Here is a 13,653-nt window from a genome sequence, read left to right as displayed (position 1 = left end):
TCGCCCCATGTGGGAATCCCATGCGCCCGTAGCTCAATTGGTCAGAGCGGGCCGCTCATAACGGCTTGGTTGCGGGTTCAAGTCCTGCCGGGCGCAGGGGGCGCGAAGGCGGCGCCACGCCGGCGTCTGGGGGCAGGAAGGCTGAGCCTTCCTGCGTCGTTCAGATCCGCAGCCGGTCCGGGATCGGCAGGCCCAGGCGATCGGGCACGGGCCATTCCTCGCGCACCGTGCGCAGCCGGGTGAAGCCAGCCTTCACATAGTTCGGCAGGGCGCGCGGGTGATCCGCCGTGCAGGTGTTTACGGTCAGCGCCACGGGCGATTCCTCCCAGGCTGCGCGGATCGCGTGCTGCAGGAAGGCCATGCCGATGCCAAGCCCAACCGCGCGCGGATAGAGCCCGAAATAGGCGAGGTTGATCACCGGCCAGCCGCGCCGGTCCAGCTCGTAGAAGCCGAGGTCGCCCTCCGCGTCGCGCAACACATGGATGCTGATCGCGCGGTCGGAGAGGACGGCGTCGAGCTCGGCATCGGAGAGCGTGCGCCGCAGCCACCAGACATAGTCATGGCCGACCGTGGCATAGAGCTCGCGGTAATGCGCCACGCTGCAGCGCGGCAGGCAGGTCTCGACCTTCAGGCCATAGGGCAGATGCGCGAAGGGGCCGGGCGGGCGCCGGTCCATCCGCAGGAAGGTCACATCCACCGCGATGCGGGTGGTCGGCTCCACCAGCCTCATCCCCATGGCTTGCTCAGGTCTCCAGGAAGCTGCGCAGCTTGCGGGAGCGGCTCGGGTGCTTGAGCTTGCGCAGCGCCTTGGCCTCGATCTGGCGGATGCGCTCGCGCGTCACATTGAACTGCTGGCCGACCTCTTCCAGCGTGTGGTCGGTGTTCATGCCGATGCCGAAGCGCATGCGCAGCACGCGCTCCTCGCGCGGGGTCAGGCTGCCCAGCACGCGCGTCGTCGCCTCGCGCAGGTTGGACTGGATGGCGGCATCCAGCGGAATGATCGCGTTCTTGTCCTCGATGAAGTCGCCCAGGTGGCTATCCTCCTCGTCGCCGATCGGCGTTTCGAGGGAGATCGGCTCCTTTGCGATCTTCAGGACCTTCCGCACCTTCTCGAGCGGCATGCCGAGCTTCTCCGCCAGCTCCTCGGGCTGCGGCTCGCGGCCGATCTCGTGCAGCATCTGGCGGCTGGTGCGGACCAGCTTGTTGATCGTCTCGATCATATGGACCGGGATGCGGATGGTCCGCGCCTGGTCGGCGATCGAGCGCGTGATCGCCTGGCGGATCCACCAGGTCGCGTAGGTCGAGAACTTGTAGCCGCGGCGGTACTCGAATTTGTCCACCGCCTTCATCAGGCCGATATTGCCCTCCTGGATCAGGTCCAGGAACTGCAGGCCACGATTGGTGTATTTCTTGGCGATGGAGATCACGAGGCGCAGGTTCGCCTCGATCATCTCCTTCTTCGCCTGGTTCATGTCCCGCTCGCCGGCGGAGACCGTCTTGTAGACGCGGCGGAACTCCGCGACGGGCAGGCCGGTGGCGGAGGCGATGGCGCCGATCTCGACGCGCACGGCCTCCAGCTCATCGCGGGCCTTCAGCGCGAAGGCCGGCCAGGCCTTGCCCTTCAGCTTGGCCACGCGGTCCAGGAAGCCCGGGTCCAGCTCTGCGCCGATCCAGTGCTCGAGGAACTCCTCGCGCTTCACCTTCTGCGCGAGAGCGAGGCGCAGCACCTGCCCGTCCAGCGTGTTCAGCTTGCGGTTCAGGCCCTTGAGCTGCTCGACCAGCTCCTCGATGCGGTTGTTGTGCAGATGCACCTTCTCGACGAGCTGCACGAGCTCCTGGCGCAGCTTCTCGTAGTTCTTCTCGCCCCGGCCGGCCAGTTCCTCGCCGGAGGTATAGGCGTCCATCCGCTTGGAGGAGAGCTTGTTCAGCTTGGTGAAGATGGTCTGGATCGCCTCGAAATTGGCGATCACATCGGGCTTCAGCTTCTCTTCCAGGGCCGAGAGGGAGAGGCCCATGCCCTCGCCTTCCTCGCCTTCCTCGAATTCCTCCGGCTCGGGCGGCGCGCCCTCGGGCGTGTCGGCGGCGTTGGTGGCCTCGAGGTCGATCACGTCGCGCAGCAGCATGCGGGGCGGCTCGGCCTTCAGCGCCTCATACCAGGCGATGATGGCCTTGAAGGTCAGCGGGCTCTCGCAGAGGCCCGTGATCATCATGTCGCGCCCGGCTTCGATGCGCTTGGCGATGGCGATCTCGCCCTCGCGGCTCAGCAGCTCGACGCTGCCCATCTCGCGCAGATACATCCGGACGGGGTCATCGGTGCGGCCGAGGCTTTCCTCGTCCACATTGCCGCCGCCCTCCTCGTCCTCCTTCTCCTCGCCATCCTCGGACTTGGCGGCCTTGGTCTCGCCTTCCTCGGATTCCTCGGCCTCGACGACGTTGATGCCGGCTTCCGAAAGGGAGGAGAGGGTGTCCTCGATGAATTCGGAACTCACCTGCTCCTGCGGCATGGCGGCGTTCACCTCGTCATAGGTGACGTAACCCCGCTCCTTGCCGCGGACGATAAGCTTCTTGACGGCGGCGGAGGTGATGTCGAGCACCACCCCGTCAACGGCTTCCTCACGCGCCTCGGCCGTATCGCTGCCACTCGCCGTCTTGGTCGCCATGCGTCACTCCGTTTGCATCCGGGGAGAAAAATGTCCCCCTACCCTATGTCGCCTCGGCATCCTCCACCTCGCCGCGCCGGAGCGCGTCGAGCGCCTGGGTCAGGCGGATCAGGCGATTTTGCGCGGCCATGTCGTTGGTCGCGGCGAACGCCCTTTGGGCTGCCCGAGCGTCCTCAGCCAGCTCCGCCTCACCCCGGAGGAAACCATAGATCTGCCAGAAAGCGTCCAGCGCCTCTTTGGGTTGCGCGCCGGGGCGGGCCTCGGGAGGCAGACCGGCAGCGCGGAGCACCCATTGACTGGCTGTGGCCATTCCGCTCTGGGCGAGGTGGGCGATCAACTCCGCCGAGTCAAGGCGTTCAGCCCCTGCGATCCACGCCAAAAGCGCATCTCTCACCTGTCGGGCGGGCCCTTCGGGCAGTTCGAGCAGGGCGAGAGGCTCTTCCGCGTCGCGCAAGATCTCCGGCTGATGGACGCAGATGGCGAGCAGGATGCGCGCGCGCTCGGCCTGGATCGCCTCGGGGTCGGCCACCGGGCGGGGGTGGCGGGGGGCGGCCCGCTTGCCTGGCGCGCGGGACAAGGCAAAGAAACGATTGAGGAAATCGCTGCGGAACTCGCTGGCCAGCGCCTTGTCCGGGATGCTGCCGGCGATCCCGGTCAGCCGGTTGCGCAGGGCGGCCCGCGCCTCGGGCGCCTCGGGCAGCTTGTTCCCCACGATCAGGCCGAACACCGCCTCTGAAAGGGGCTGCGCCGCGTCCAGCAGGGACTGGAAGCCGCGCGCGCCCTTCTGGCGGATGAGCGTGTCCGGGTCTTCACCCGCCGGCAAGGTGACGAAGCGCAGCGTGTGGTCGGGCGCCAGCAGGGGCATGGCCACCTCGGCCGCGCGGGCGGCGGCGCGCTGGCCGGCCGCATCACCGTCCAGGCAGAGCACCGGCTCGGGGCTCACCTGCCAGAGCGCCTGGAACTGCTCCTCCGTCAGCGCGGTGCCGAGCGGCGCCACGGCGCCGGTGAAGCCCGCCTGGTGCAGCGCGATCACGTCCATGTAGCCCTCGGCCACGATCAGACGGGCGCCGCGGAACACGCCCTCCCGCGCCAGGTCCAGGCCATAGAGGTTGCGCCGCTTGGAGAAGAGCACCGTCTCCGGCCCGTTCACGTATTTGGGCTGGCCATCGCCCAGGATGCGGCCGCCGAAGCTGATGGTGCGGCCGCGCCGGTCGCGGATGGGGAACATCACGCGGTTGAAGAAGAGGTCCACAACCCTCCCCTCATCGCGCTCCTGCATGAGCCCGGCCTCGATGAGCTGGCGCTGGTCGATCCCCTCCTCGCGCAGTTCCGCCAGCAGGGCGCCCCGCCCCGCGCCGGACCAGCCGAGGCCGAAGCGGGCGATGGTCTCCTCCGTCAGGCCGCGGCGCTTGAGATAGGCGAGGCCCTCCGCCCCCTCTGGGCTGCGCAGGCGGCGGGCATAGGCGGCCTCGGCCGCCTGGAGCACACCGTGCAGATCCTTGGCGCGGCGCTCCCGCGCGGCGGCCTCGGGGCTGGGCTTGGGGACTTCGAGCCCGGCTTCGCCCGCCAGCCGCTCAACCGCTTCCATGAAGCCGCCGCCCTCGGCGCGCATGATGAAGGCGAAGGCATCGCCATGCGCGCCGCAGCCGAAGCAATGGAAGCTGTCGTCGTAGACGTAGAAGGAGGGGGATTTCTCGTTATGGAAGGGGCAGAGGCCCTTCCAATTCCGCCCGGATTTCGTGAGCCGCACGCGCCGTCCGACCAGGGACGGCATGGGCGTCCGGGCGCGAAGTTCATCGAGGAAGTTGGGCGGGAGGGCCATGCAACCCCGATCTATCTCACGGCCGCCAGGCGCGGTGATAGGGGTGATTGGCGCGGATGCATTGCGCGCGGAAGAGCTGTTCGGCCAGCAGGGCGCGCACCAGCAGATGCGGCCAGGTGAGCGGGCCGAGCGAGAGGCGGTGCTCGGCGCGCTGCGTCACCGCGGGGTCCAGCCCCTCCGCACCGCCGATGGCAAAGCAGAGCGGCCGCGCCGCCGCCTCCCAACGCTCCGTCAACTGCGCCAGCGCCTCGCTGCTCGGCGCCGTGGCGCCGAGGTCGAGCGCCACCAGAAGGGCGTTCGCCGGCAGGGCGGCCAGGATCGCCGCCCCCTCGCGGCGGCGTGCCTCGGCGGGGCTGCCGTTCGCTTCCGGGATTTCCGTCAGCTCCAGCGGCGGGCGCAGCCGGGCATTGTATTGCGCGAAAAGCGCGCCCTCGGCGCCGGACTTGAAGCGGCCGATGGTGACCAGCCGGGCCTTCACCCGTCAGATCGGCGATTGCTCGCCGGGCGCCGCCTCGCCCATCGGGCTGTCCGGGCCCCACATCTTCTCGAGGTCGAACTTGAGCCGCGCCTCAGGCGTGAAGAGATGGATGACGAGGTCGCCCGCGTCGATCAGCACCCATTCCTCGCTCTTGCTGAAGGCATTGCGGCGCAGCTTCATCCCCTCCTTGGCGAGCGCGTCATCCAGATGCGTCGCCATGGCCTCGATCTGGCGGCCGACCAGGCCGGTCGCGATGATCAGGCGGTCGGCGTAGCTGGCGCGGTTCGTGACATCGAGGATGACGATGTTCTCCGCCTTGTCGTCATCGAGGCTCTTGCGGGCGGCCTCGACCAGGCGCTCCAGCCGGTCCGGATCGGCCTTGGCCGCACGGGCACGCTTGGGGGCGGCGGGCTTGCGGGCCACGGCGGGTTTCGCCTTGGGGGCAGCGCGCACGGTGGCCGTGGTGGCGCGCGGCTTGGCCTTGGCAGGCGCGGGCGCCTCCGTGCCAGCGGTACGGCTCGCGCGCGGCTTGGCGGGCGAGACGGCCTTCGCGGCGGGCTTGCGGGAAGGCGCAGCGCTGGATTTGCGCGAAGGCGCAGCGCCGGACTTCCGCGAAGGCGCGGCGCTGGATTTGCGGGCAGGTGCGGCGGACGCGCTCCGCGAGGATGCGGCAGCCGGCTTCCGGGCCGGCGCCGCCGCGCGGGCGGCCGGCTTGCGCGCGGGCGCCTCCTCGGCCGGCTTGCGGCTGCGCGGGGCAGCCTCGGCTGCCTTTGCACGCGACGGCGCGGCCTTCGGCGCCCCGGCGCGCGGCTTGGCGGCGGGCTTGCGGGCCGGCTTCTTGGTCTCGTCAGGTGTCCGCGCCATGCGCTCGGTCTCTCACTTCGTCGGTTCGTTGGGCAGCCCGGCCCCTGCCGAGGCCGCCCGGATGGCAGTGGCCGAAATCGCCCGCTCCGCCGCGGGCACAAAGCACCAGGGGGCACCCGCCGTCCAGCGCGAAGCGTGCAGGGCCGCCGCGCGCCGGCGCCGATGCCGCAGCACCGAGGCCGCCCGGCCGCGCAGCGCGGCCCGGCTGTAGCCCGGCCGGGGCAGCACCGCCAGGGGCGTGGTGCGCGCGATCTCCCGCCAGCGCCGCCAGCGCGGCAGCTGCGTCAGGTTGTCCGCACCCAGGATCAGCACGAAGCGTGCGCGCGGGAAGCGGCGGCGCAGCAGCGCCAGCGTCTGGCAGGTGTAGCGCGAGCCGAGGCGCTGCTCGATGTCGGTCGCCAGTAGTCGCCCATCCCGCGCCACGCCCCGCGCGCTCGCCAGGCGCTGCGCGAAGGGCGCCATGCCGCGCGCCGGCTTCAGGGGATTGCCGGGCGAGACCATCAGCCAGACCTGGTCGAGCCGCAGCGCGCGCAGCGCCGCCAGCGCCACATGGGCGTGGCCCGCATGGGCGGGGTTGAAGCTCCCGCCCAGAAGGCCGATCCGCTGGCGCCGGCCATCGCCGAAGCGGCCCGGATGCGCCTTCAACGCGTGCGCACGTTCACCGAGACGGGGGCGGCCAGCAGCCCGTCATAGGTGACGGTGTAGGTCCGGCCCGCCTCGGCCGGCAGCGCGGGGGAGAAGCCGCCGAGCGAGATCAGCTCGCCCACGCGCAGCCGCTCCCCGCGCGAGGCGAGGTCCTGCGCGAGCCAGGGGATCACGTTCAGCGGATGGCCCAGCAGCGCCGTGCCGGGCGCACGCGCCAGCTCGCGCTGGTCGCTCGCCAGCGTGACGGTCATGCTGGCAAGGCGCGCGGCGAATTCCTCGCTCACCTGCACCGGGATCGGCTCGCCCGCCACGCCCAGCCGCGCGCCGACATTGATGCCGAGCAGGTTCGGCCCATCCATGCCCGAGGCGAGGACGAGGTCCGGCATCTCCAGGAAGGGGATGATCACGTCGATGTTGCGCAGCACGTCCAGATGGGTGCGCGCCTGGTTGATCGCCTCGTCCCGCACGCGGACCATGAGGTCGGCCTCGACGGTCGGCACGGCGCCGAAGCGCGCCGGCACTTCCGCGCCGGAACGCAGCCGCACCGTGTTCTCGTAGATCGTGCCCGTCACCGGATGGGCCACGCCGAAGCGCTGCTGCGCGGCGGGGTTGGTGAGGCCCACCTTGTAGCCCACCGGCCGCCCCCAATGCCGCACCATGATGGCCACGAGCTTGTCCTGCGCGCATTGGCCATCGGCCAGGCTCGTCATGCCCGTCAGCGGCTGCGCGGGCGTATTGGCGAGGAGCGAGCGGGCCAGCGCCGCCACCGCCTCGTCGCTCGGGCAGGCGGCGAGCGCGGGCTGGGCGAGGGCAAGGCCCGCAACGGCGGCGAGGAGCAGACGGCGCATCGGGTGTCTCCCTGGATTTTCCGGGAGACTAGCCGTTCCAGCGGGCGAGGGAAGCGGAAGCTTAGCCCCGCACCTGGCCTGTCCCCGTCACGCGGTAGCGGAAGGTGCAGAGCTGCTCGAGGCCGACCGGCCCGCGCGCATGCAGCCGGCCCGTCGCGATGCCGATCTCGGCGCCGAAGCCGAACTCCCCGCCATCGCAGAACTGGGTGGAGGCGTTCCAGAGGCCGACCGAGGAGTCGATGCCCGCGAGGAAGGCCTCGGCCGCGGCCGCATCCTCGGTGATGATGGCCTCCGTATGCTCGCTGCCGAAGCGGCGGATGTGGGAGAGAGCGCCCTCGAGGCCATCCACGACGGCAATGTTGAGCACGGCGTCCAGCCATTCGGTCGCGAAATGCGCGTCCGTCGCGGCTTCCAGTCCGGGGCAGATGGCCCGCGCGCGCGCATCGGCGTGGAAGCGGCACCCCTTGGCCGCGAGGTCGCCCACCAGCAGCGGCAGCAGGACCGGCGCGATGGCGGCGTCGATCAGCAACGTCTCGGTCGCGCCACAGACGCCGGTGCGGCGCAGCTTGGCATCGAGCAGGATGGCACGCGCCATCGCCGGATCGGCCGCCGCATGCACATAGGTGTGGCAAAGCCCCTCCGCATGGGCGAGGACAGGCACGCGCGCCTCCTCCATCACGCGGGTGACGAGGCCCTTGCCGCCGCGTGGGATGATAAGGTCGATCAGCCCCGCCGCGCGCAGCATGGCGCCGACGAAGGCGCGGTCCTGGGTGGGGGCGAGCTGGATCGCGGCTTCGGGCAGGCCGGCCGCGCGCAGGCCGATCTGCAGGCAATCGGCGATGGCGCGGGCGGAATGCGCGCTCTCGCTGCCCCCGCGCAGCAGCACGGCCGAGCCCGCCTTGAGGCAGAGCGCGCCGGCATCGGCCGTCACATTGGGGCGGCTCTCGAAGATCATGCCAATGACGCCGAGCGGCTGCGCCACGCGCTGGAAGCGCAGGCCGTTGGGGCGCGTCCATTCGGCCAGCACGCGGCCCACGGGGTCCGGCAAGGCGGCCACCTCCTCCAGGCCCTGCGCCATCGCCTCGATGCGGGCGGGCGTGAGCGTCAGTCGGTCACGGAAGGCCGGCGAGAGGCCGGGGGCGGCGGCGAGGTCCGTCTCGTTCGCGGCCTGGATGCGCGGGGCGTGCTGGCGGATGGCGGCGGCGGCATGACGCAGCGCCGCGTCCTTCGGCGCGGTGCCGGCGCGGGCGAGGTCGCCGGCGGCCGCGCGGGCGGCGCGGGCCGCGGTGTCGAGAAGTTGCGCGGTGGCGTCGGTGATGGCGTTCACGTGGGGCTCTCCTGCCCCAGGGCATAGCGCGGTTGCGCCACGCGGCGAAAGGGCAGGCAAACATCTTGCTTCCCGGGCCGTCTCCCCGGACGATACGTCTCGTGATTTACCTTGTTGCCAGCTTAATTTTTGCATTCATGGCGCCCGCGCTGGCACAGCCGGGCGGCTGCACCCCCACGCCCGGCGTCCAGGACGCGACGCCGATGCGCAGCTGCACGGTGCTGCGGCGCGGCGAAATGGCCAATGGCCTGAGCTGGGAGATGCAGGCGCGCGTCTATGTCGCGCCGCGCGCCGGCTCGGGCGACATGAGCTTCCGGATGATGGTGGTGAAGCAACGTGGCGAGGTCGTCGCCTGGACCGAGCCTGGCTATGGCGAACCGCAGCGGCCCGAGCAATTGCCGACGCCGCGTGGCCTGCTGCTGCGCCTGCCGGTGGCGCCCGTGCCCGGCAGCGTGACGCCGCTGGACGAGGTCTGGCTGCGGCGGGAGCCGCTGCGCAACTGGGTGCATCTGGATGCGCGGACCTGGCGGGGCGAGGTGCAGGCCCGGCTCGCCCCGGGGGAGGCGCTGGCCCCGACCTACCAGCTCGAGATCCGCCCCCTGCGCGCGACCGGCCGCGTCACCCGCGCGGGCGATGCCCCAGGCCAGGCGAGCGGCGGCGCCTATACCGCCTGGCTCGACCTGGGCGAGGACCGGCTGGTGCTGATCGGCTTCACGCGGAACTGACGCTCAGCCGTCGGGCGTCGCGCCGCTCGCGCGCACCATGGGCGCCCAGCGCAGGGTCTCGGCCCGGATGCTGGCGGCGAGTTCGGCCGGTCCGCTCGCCGTGATCGTCTCCATCCCGCGCCGCGCGAATTCGGCGCGCAGCTCGGGGTCAGCCAGCAGCGGGCGGAGGGCGGCGACCATGCGCTGCGTGACGGCAGGCGCCACGCCGCGGGGGAAGAGCCAAGCATCCCAGTTCGACACCTCGAATCCCGTGAGCCCGGCCTCGGCCACGGTCGGCAGGTCGGGCAGCAGGGCGCTGCGCGTGGCCGTGCCGATGGCCAGCGCCCGCAGCCGCCCCGCCTCCAGCGCGGAAAGCACCGTCGGCGCGGTGGCGAAGGCATAGTCGAGATGGCCCGCGATGAGGTCCGTCGACATCGGCCCGCCGCCCCGATAGGGCACATGGACCGAGCGCGTGCCGGCGAGATGGTCGAACTGCACCACCGCCAGATGCCCGATCGAGCCCGGGCCGGAATTGCCGGCGCGGATGCGCTCGGGGGCCGCCAGCATGGCTGCGCGCAACTCCGCCACGCTGCGCCAGGGACGATCGGCCGGCACGCAGAGGATGTTCGCCACGGAGTTCAGGTGGGCGATGGGCTGGAAGCTCTGCTCCGGATCGAAGGGCAGGCTGCGATACAGGGTCGGGTTCACGGCCAGCACGCCGATATTGCCCTGGAAGATGGTGTAGCCGTCGGGCGCGGCGCGGGCGACCGTCTCGGCGGCGATGTTGCCGCCCCCGCCGCCGCGATTCTCGATGAGGATCTGCTGGCCGAGCGCGGCGCCGAGCCGGGGCGCCACGAGCCGGGCCGCGATGTCGGAGGAGCCGCCGGCGGCGAAGGGCAGCACCACGCGGATGGGCCGCGCGGGCCAGTCCTGCTGCGCCAGGGCGGGCGTGGCGAGCGCGAGGGGCGTGAGCAGGACATGGCGGCGGGTGATCATGGGCGGGGACTCCCTTGGGACCCGCCCAGGCTAGGCTGCGCGCCCTGCGCCACCAAGCGGGTTCCGCCCCGCCACGCGATCCTCCGGCACGCGGGATTGCGCGCGCCGCGCGCGTTCGCCCACCAAAAGGGCAGCGCGGCTACGCCTCCGCGGGCGCGGTCGTCACTCGACCGGGGTCATCGCCTTGATCAGGTCGAAGACCCGCTTGCGGACCGAGGGGTCCGAGATGCGGTAATAGGCGCGCACGAGTTCCAGCGTCTCGCGCCGGTGCAGCGTATCGTCACCGAAGCCTTCCTGCGCCTCGGCGAAGCCGGCGACGCGGCTGGCAAAGCCCTGGCTACCGCCGACCGAGCCCGGCAGGTCGTCGAAGAAGAAGCTGATCGGCACGTCGAGCACGCGCGAGAGATCGAACAGGCGCGAGGCGCCGATGCGGTTCACGCCACGCTCGTATTTCTGCACCTGCTGGAAGGTCAGCCCCAGCGCCTCGCCCAGGCGTTCCTGGCTCATGCCGAGCAAGGTGCGGCGCAGGCGCACGCGCGACCCCACATGCACATCAATCGGGCTGGGCCGGTGTTCCTTCTCGACCTTCTCGGTCGTATCGCCGCTCGACATCGCTTCTCTCATCTCAAAACGCGCCTCTGCTCGGTCCTCGTTGCGTTGCCGCCTGACTTTTGTCGCTTTCTCGGCACGGCGGCCCGAGCATTCTCGCAATCCTTGCGCATGCAGCGATCAGGGCACGCGATTGCGACACCCTCGACAACTCAGCCTCAGGGTTGTGTTTACCGCCTGGCCAAGAAAGCGTCAATATTTTTGGGAATTCTCAATAATTAAAGTCACACACCAAAAAAATCATCTTTTCTCAGACCGCGGGGCACGACGCCAAGCTATTGAAACAACGAGAGAAACTCCCACCAACGCCAGGGGAATCCAGAGACCCCAGACCGCAAAAACCGTGGGCGCCATGGCACCGGGCAGCCCCGCCATCACCAACCCCGAGTCTCCCAACCCCATACGGGCACGCTCCCGCCCGGTTGCATCGAAGATGGCGGTCACGCCCGTCTGCGCCACCCGCACCATCGGCAGCCCCTCCTCCACCGCGCGCAGCCGGGCGGCGGCGAGGTGCTGGTAGGGCCCGGCCGATATCCCGAACCAGGCGTCATTGGTCACGTTCAGCAGCCAGGCCGGCCGCTCCTCCCCCACCACCCGGCCGGGAAAGATCACCTCGTAGCAGATGAGCGGCCCAGGCGAGGGCAGGCCCCGCGGCAGCCGCAGCACCTCGGGCCCCGGCCCCGCCGAGAAATCCACCCCGCCCGTCACCATCCGGATCGGCAGGATGCCGCCCAGCGGCATGTACTCGCCGAAGGGCACCAGATGCGCCTTGTCGAAGAGGCCCACCGCCCGGCCCGTGGGGTCGAGCGCGACGAGGCTGTTGAACAGCGCCTGCAGCCGCCCGTCGCTGCCCCAATCCGCGCGCACCGTGCCGGCCAGCAGCAGGGCCTCGGGCGGCAGCGCGGCGCCAGCGAGGCGCATCGCCTCGGCATCCTGCGCCAGCAGGAAGGGGCTCGCCGTCTCGGGCCAGATGACCAGGATGGGCTCGCCGGGATGCGCCGCCGCCTGCGCCTGCGCGCCCTCGGCCGAGAGTTCCAGGTAGCGCTGGAAGATCGGCATGCGCCGGGCCGGATCCCATTTCGTGTCCTGCGCCACATTGCCCTGCACGAGGACGAGCCGCACCGCATGGTCCGCCGGCATGGGCCCGGAGAGGCGCAACGCGCCGAAGCCCATCCAGAGCGCCAGTACCGCGACTCCCCCGGCCCAGGCGGCCCGGCTGCGCAGCGCGGGCAGCCCCGCCAGCAGCACCGTGAGCAGCGAAAGACCGTGCACGCCGATCACGGCGGCCGGCTGCAGCGGCAGCGGATGGAAGGCCCAGGCAGTGCCGAGCAGGTTCCAGGGGAAGCCGGTGAACAGCACGCCGCGCAGCAGCTCGGCCGCCACCCAGGCCGCGCCGAAGCCGAGCCAGCGCCGCCAGCCCGCGGGCAGGGCCCACGCCGCCAGCGCCGGGATCACGCTGAACAGCGCCATGGGAAGGGCGATGCCGGGTGCCGCCACGGGCACCAGCCACCACCAGCGCCCGATATCGGTGAAGAGCGAATGCGTGACCCAGTAGAGCCCGGCCAGCTGGTGCCCGAAGCCGAAGCCGAAGCCCCACCAGGCGGCCCGCCGCCAGCCCGGCGCCCGGCTGATCAGCCAGAGGAACCCCGGAATGGTCGCCAGCAGCACCGGCACCAGATGCACGGGCGGCAGCGCGAGCACGGAGGCCGCCCCGAGCAGGAAGGCCAGCAGCCAGGGACGGTTCAGGAGGAAAGCGGGCATGATGGTCCCAAAGAGGGGCATCCGCCCGCGCCGGGCAAGCCCCGCCCCCGGCGGATGCTATTCGGCCGCGGCCTTCCCGCCCTCGACCGGCCGGCGGACCCGCAGGCGGCGGATGCGCCGGGCATCCGCGTCCAGCACACGGAACTCCAGCCCCGAGGGATGCGAGAAGATCTCGCCCCGCGCCGGCACGCGCCCGGCCATGGTCAGGACAAGGCCGCCCACCGTGTCGATATCGGCATTGCGCTCCTCCTCGGTCAGGACCGGGCCGATCCGCGCCTCGAAGGTCTCGATCTCGGTGCGGCCGTCGAGCTCGAGCACGCCCTCGCCCCGCTCGACGATCTGCGGCGCGTCGATCTCGTCATGTTCGTCGGCGATGTCGCCCACGATGGTCTCGACCAGGTCCTCGATGGTGATCAGGCCATCGATGCCGCCATATTCATCCACGACGAGGGCCATGTGCATCCGCGCCTCGCGCATGCGCAGCAGCAGGTCGAGCACCGGCACGCTCGGCACCACCAGCAGCGGCTTGCGCAGGATGGCGCGCAGGCTGAAGGGCGCCTGGCGGCCGACCGCGGCGATGATGTCCTTGATGTGGACCATGCCCAGCACGTCATCGAGCTGGTTCTCATAGACCGGATAGCGGCTGTGCCCCTCGCGCTGGATGGCGGCCACCGCCTGGTCCAGCGTGAGGTCGGCCGGCAGGGCTATGATGTCGGCGCGCGGCAGCATCACGTCATAGGCGGTCGCGCCCCGCAGCTTGAGCACGTTGGAGAGCAGCGAGCGCTCATGCGGATCGAGGGTGCGGCCATCGGGCGCCAGCGCGTCGGGCGCCTCGATGAGTTCCTCCACGCGGTCGCGCAGGCTTTCCTCGCGCTTGGTGAAGAGGCCGCGCAGGCGGCGGATCATGGCAGGGCGGGCGGGGGTCTGCTGGTCCGAGGG

At 71.0% G+C, this 13,653-nt stretch carries 13 protein-coding genes and 1 tRNA gene; 2 read left to right on the top strand and 12 right to left on the bottom strand.

Annotation, left to right across the window (positions count from 1 at the left end; translation table 11 throughout):
- The first annotated feature begins 22 nt into the window (after positions 1 to 22).
- Positions 23 to 96, top strand: a tRNA-Ile gene (locus tag R9Z33_RS07285).
- A gap of 64 nt (positions 97 to 160) precedes the next feature.
- Here the strand turns inward: R9Z33_RS07285 and R9Z33_RS07280 are convergent.
- The 8 genes from R9Z33_RS07280 to R9Z33_RS07245 form a co-directional block, all read right to left on the bottom strand.
- Positions 161 to 730: a GNAT family N-acetyltransferase gene (locus R9Z33_RS07280; RefSeq protein ID WP_318650642.1), complete on the bottom strand. Its 570-nt coding sequence runs from the start codon at positions 728 to 730 to the stop codon at positions 161 to 163.
- A 13-nt stretch (positions 731 to 743) separates the two neighbouring features.
- A complete protein-coding gene (gene rpoD, locus R9Z33_RS07275) occupies positions 744 to 2,660 on the bottom strand; it encodes an RNA polymerase sigma factor RpoD (RefSeq protein ID WP_318650641.1) in 1,917 nt (638 codons plus the stop codon).
- Positions 2,661 to 2,703: 43 nt separating this feature from the next.
- A complete protein-coding gene (gene dnaG / locus R9Z33_RS07270; protein WP_318650640.1) occupies positions 2,704 to 4,482 on the bottom strand; it encodes a DNA primase in 1,779 nt (592 codons plus the stop codon).
- 16 nt (positions 4,483 to 4,498) lie between these two features.
- On the bottom strand, positions 4,499 to 4,960 hold the full coding sequence (locus R9Z33_RS07265; RefSeq protein WP_318650639.1) for a 23S rRNA (pseudouridine(1915)-N(3))-methyltransferase RlmH: 462 nt from the start codon (positions 4,958 to 4,960) through the stop codon (positions 4,499 to 4,501).
- Between the two features lie 3 nt (positions 4,961 to 4,963).
- Positions 4,964 to 5,383: a ribosome silencing factor gene (gene rsfS / locus R9Z33_RS07260; protein ID WP_318650638.1), complete on the bottom strand. Its 420-nt coding sequence runs from the start codon at positions 5,381 to 5,383 to the stop codon at positions 4,964 to 4,966.
- Positions 5,384 to 5,836: 453 nt separating this feature from the next.
- Positions 5,837 to 6,469: a nicotinate-nucleotide adenylyltransferase gene (locus R9Z33_RS07255; RefSeq protein ID WP_318650637.1), complete on the bottom strand. Its 633-nt coding sequence runs from the start codon at positions 6,467 to 6,469 to the stop codon at positions 5,837 to 5,839.
- The gene (locus tag R9Z33_RS07250) at positions 6,466 to 7,317 is read right to left on the bottom strand and encodes a 2-keto-4-pentenoate hydratase (protein ID WP_318650636.1); all 852 of its coding nucleotides are present in this window, start codon (positions 7,315 to 7,317) and stop codon (positions 6,466 to 6,468) included. Before R9Z33_RS07250 ends, R9Z33_RS07255 begins: the two co-directional genes overlap by 4 nt.
- 61 nt (positions 7,318 to 7,378) lie before the next feature.
- Positions 7,379 to 8,635, bottom strand: coding sequence for a glutamate-5-semialdehyde dehydrogenase (locus R9Z33_RS07245; RefSeq protein WP_404830679.1), 1,257 nt, complete (start codon positions 8,633 to 8,635; stop codon positions 7,379 to 7,381).
- Positions 8,636 to 8,781: 146 nt separating this feature from the next.
- Here R9Z33_RS07245 and R9Z33_RS07240 point away from each other — a divergent pair, with 146 nt between their 5' ends.
- A complete protein-coding gene (locus R9Z33_RS07240; protein ID WP_318650634.1) occupies positions 8,782 to 9,369 on the top strand; it encodes a hypothetical protein in 588 nt (195 codons plus the stop codon).
- 3 nt (positions 9,370 to 9,372) lie between these two features.
- Here R9Z33_RS07240 and R9Z33_RS07235 read toward each other — a convergent pair whose 3' ends face one another.
- The 4 genes from R9Z33_RS07235 to R9Z33_RS07220 form a co-directional block, all read right to left on the bottom strand.
- A complete protein-coding gene (locus R9Z33_RS07235; protein ID WP_318650633.1) occupies positions 9,373 to 10,344 on the bottom strand; it encodes a Bug family tripartite tricarboxylate transporter substrate binding protein in 972 nt (323 codons plus the stop codon).
- Positions 10,345 to 10,506: 162 nt separating this feature from the next.
- The gene (locus R9Z33_RS07230; protein WP_318650632.1) at positions 10,507 to 10,956 is read right to left on the bottom strand and encodes a helix-turn-helix domain-containing protein; all 450 of its coding nucleotides are present in this window, start codon (positions 10,954 to 10,956) and stop codon (positions 10,507 to 10,509) included.
- Positions 10,957 to 11,193: 237 nt separating this feature from the next.
- Complete coding sequence (gene lnt, locus R9Z33_RS07225) at positions 11,194 to 12,714, bottom strand: apolipoprotein N-acyltransferase (protein WP_318650631.1); 1,521 nt, start codon at positions 12,712 to 12,714, stop codon at positions 11,194 to 11,196.
- 57 nt (positions 12,715 to 12,771) lie between these two features.
- Positions 12,772 to 13,620, bottom strand: a complete 849-nt coding sequence (locus R9Z33_RS07220; protein ID WP_318650630.1) for a hemolysin family protein — start codon at positions 13,618 to 13,620, stop codon at positions 12,772 to 12,774.
- Between the last annotated feature and the right edge of the window lie 33 nt (positions 13,621 to 13,653).

Source organism: Sediminicoccus rosea, assembly GCF_033547095.1.
In the GTDB taxonomy this organism is placed as follows: Bacteria; Pseudomonadota; Alphaproteobacteria; order Acetobacterales; family Acetobacteraceae; genus Roseococcus; species Roseococcus rosea.
This window is presented reverse-complemented; position numbering and strand designations above follow the sequence as displayed.

What these genes read in the sequence shown, in the direction of transcription:
- R9Z33_RS07280 (WP_318650642.1), bottom strand. Translation starts at nt 730, where the DNA reads ATGAGGCTGGTGGAGCCGACCACCCGCATCGCGGTGGATGTGACCTTC.
- rpoD (WP_318650641.1), bottom strand. Translation starts at nt 2,660, where the DNA reads ATGGCGACCAAGACGGCGAGTGGCAGCGATACGGCCGAGGCGCGTGAG.
- dnaG (WP_318650640.1), bottom strand. Translation starts at nt 4,482, where the DNA reads ATGGCCCTCCCGCCCAACTTCCTCGATGAACTTCGCGCCCGGACGCCC.
- R9Z33_RS07250 (WP_318650636.1), bottom strand. Translation starts at nt 7,317, where the DNA reads ATGCGCCGTCTGCTCCTCGCCGCCGTTGCGGGCCTTGCCCTCGCCCAG.
- R9Z33_RS07240 (WP_318650634.1), top strand. Translation starts at nt 8,782, where the DNA reads ATGGCGCCCGCGCTGGCACAGCCGGGCGGCTGCACCCCCACGCCCGGC.
- R9Z33_RS07235 (WP_318650633.1), bottom strand. Translation starts at nt 10,344, where the DNA reads ATGATCACCCGCCGCCATGTCCTGCTCACGCCCCTCGCGCTCGCCACG.
- R9Z33_RS07230 (WP_318650632.1), bottom strand. Translation starts at nt 10,956, where the DNA reads ATGTCGAGCGGCGATACGACCGAGAAGGTCGAGAAGGAACACCGGCCC.
- lnt (WP_318650631.1), bottom strand. Translation starts at nt 12,714, where the DNA reads ATGCCCGCTTTCCTCCTGAACCGTCCCTGGCTGCTGGCCTTCCTGCTC.
- R9Z33_RS07220 (WP_318650630.1), bottom strand. Translation starts at nt 13,620, where the DNA reads ATGATCCGCCGCCTGCGCGGCCTCTTCACCAAGCGCGAGGAAAGCCTG.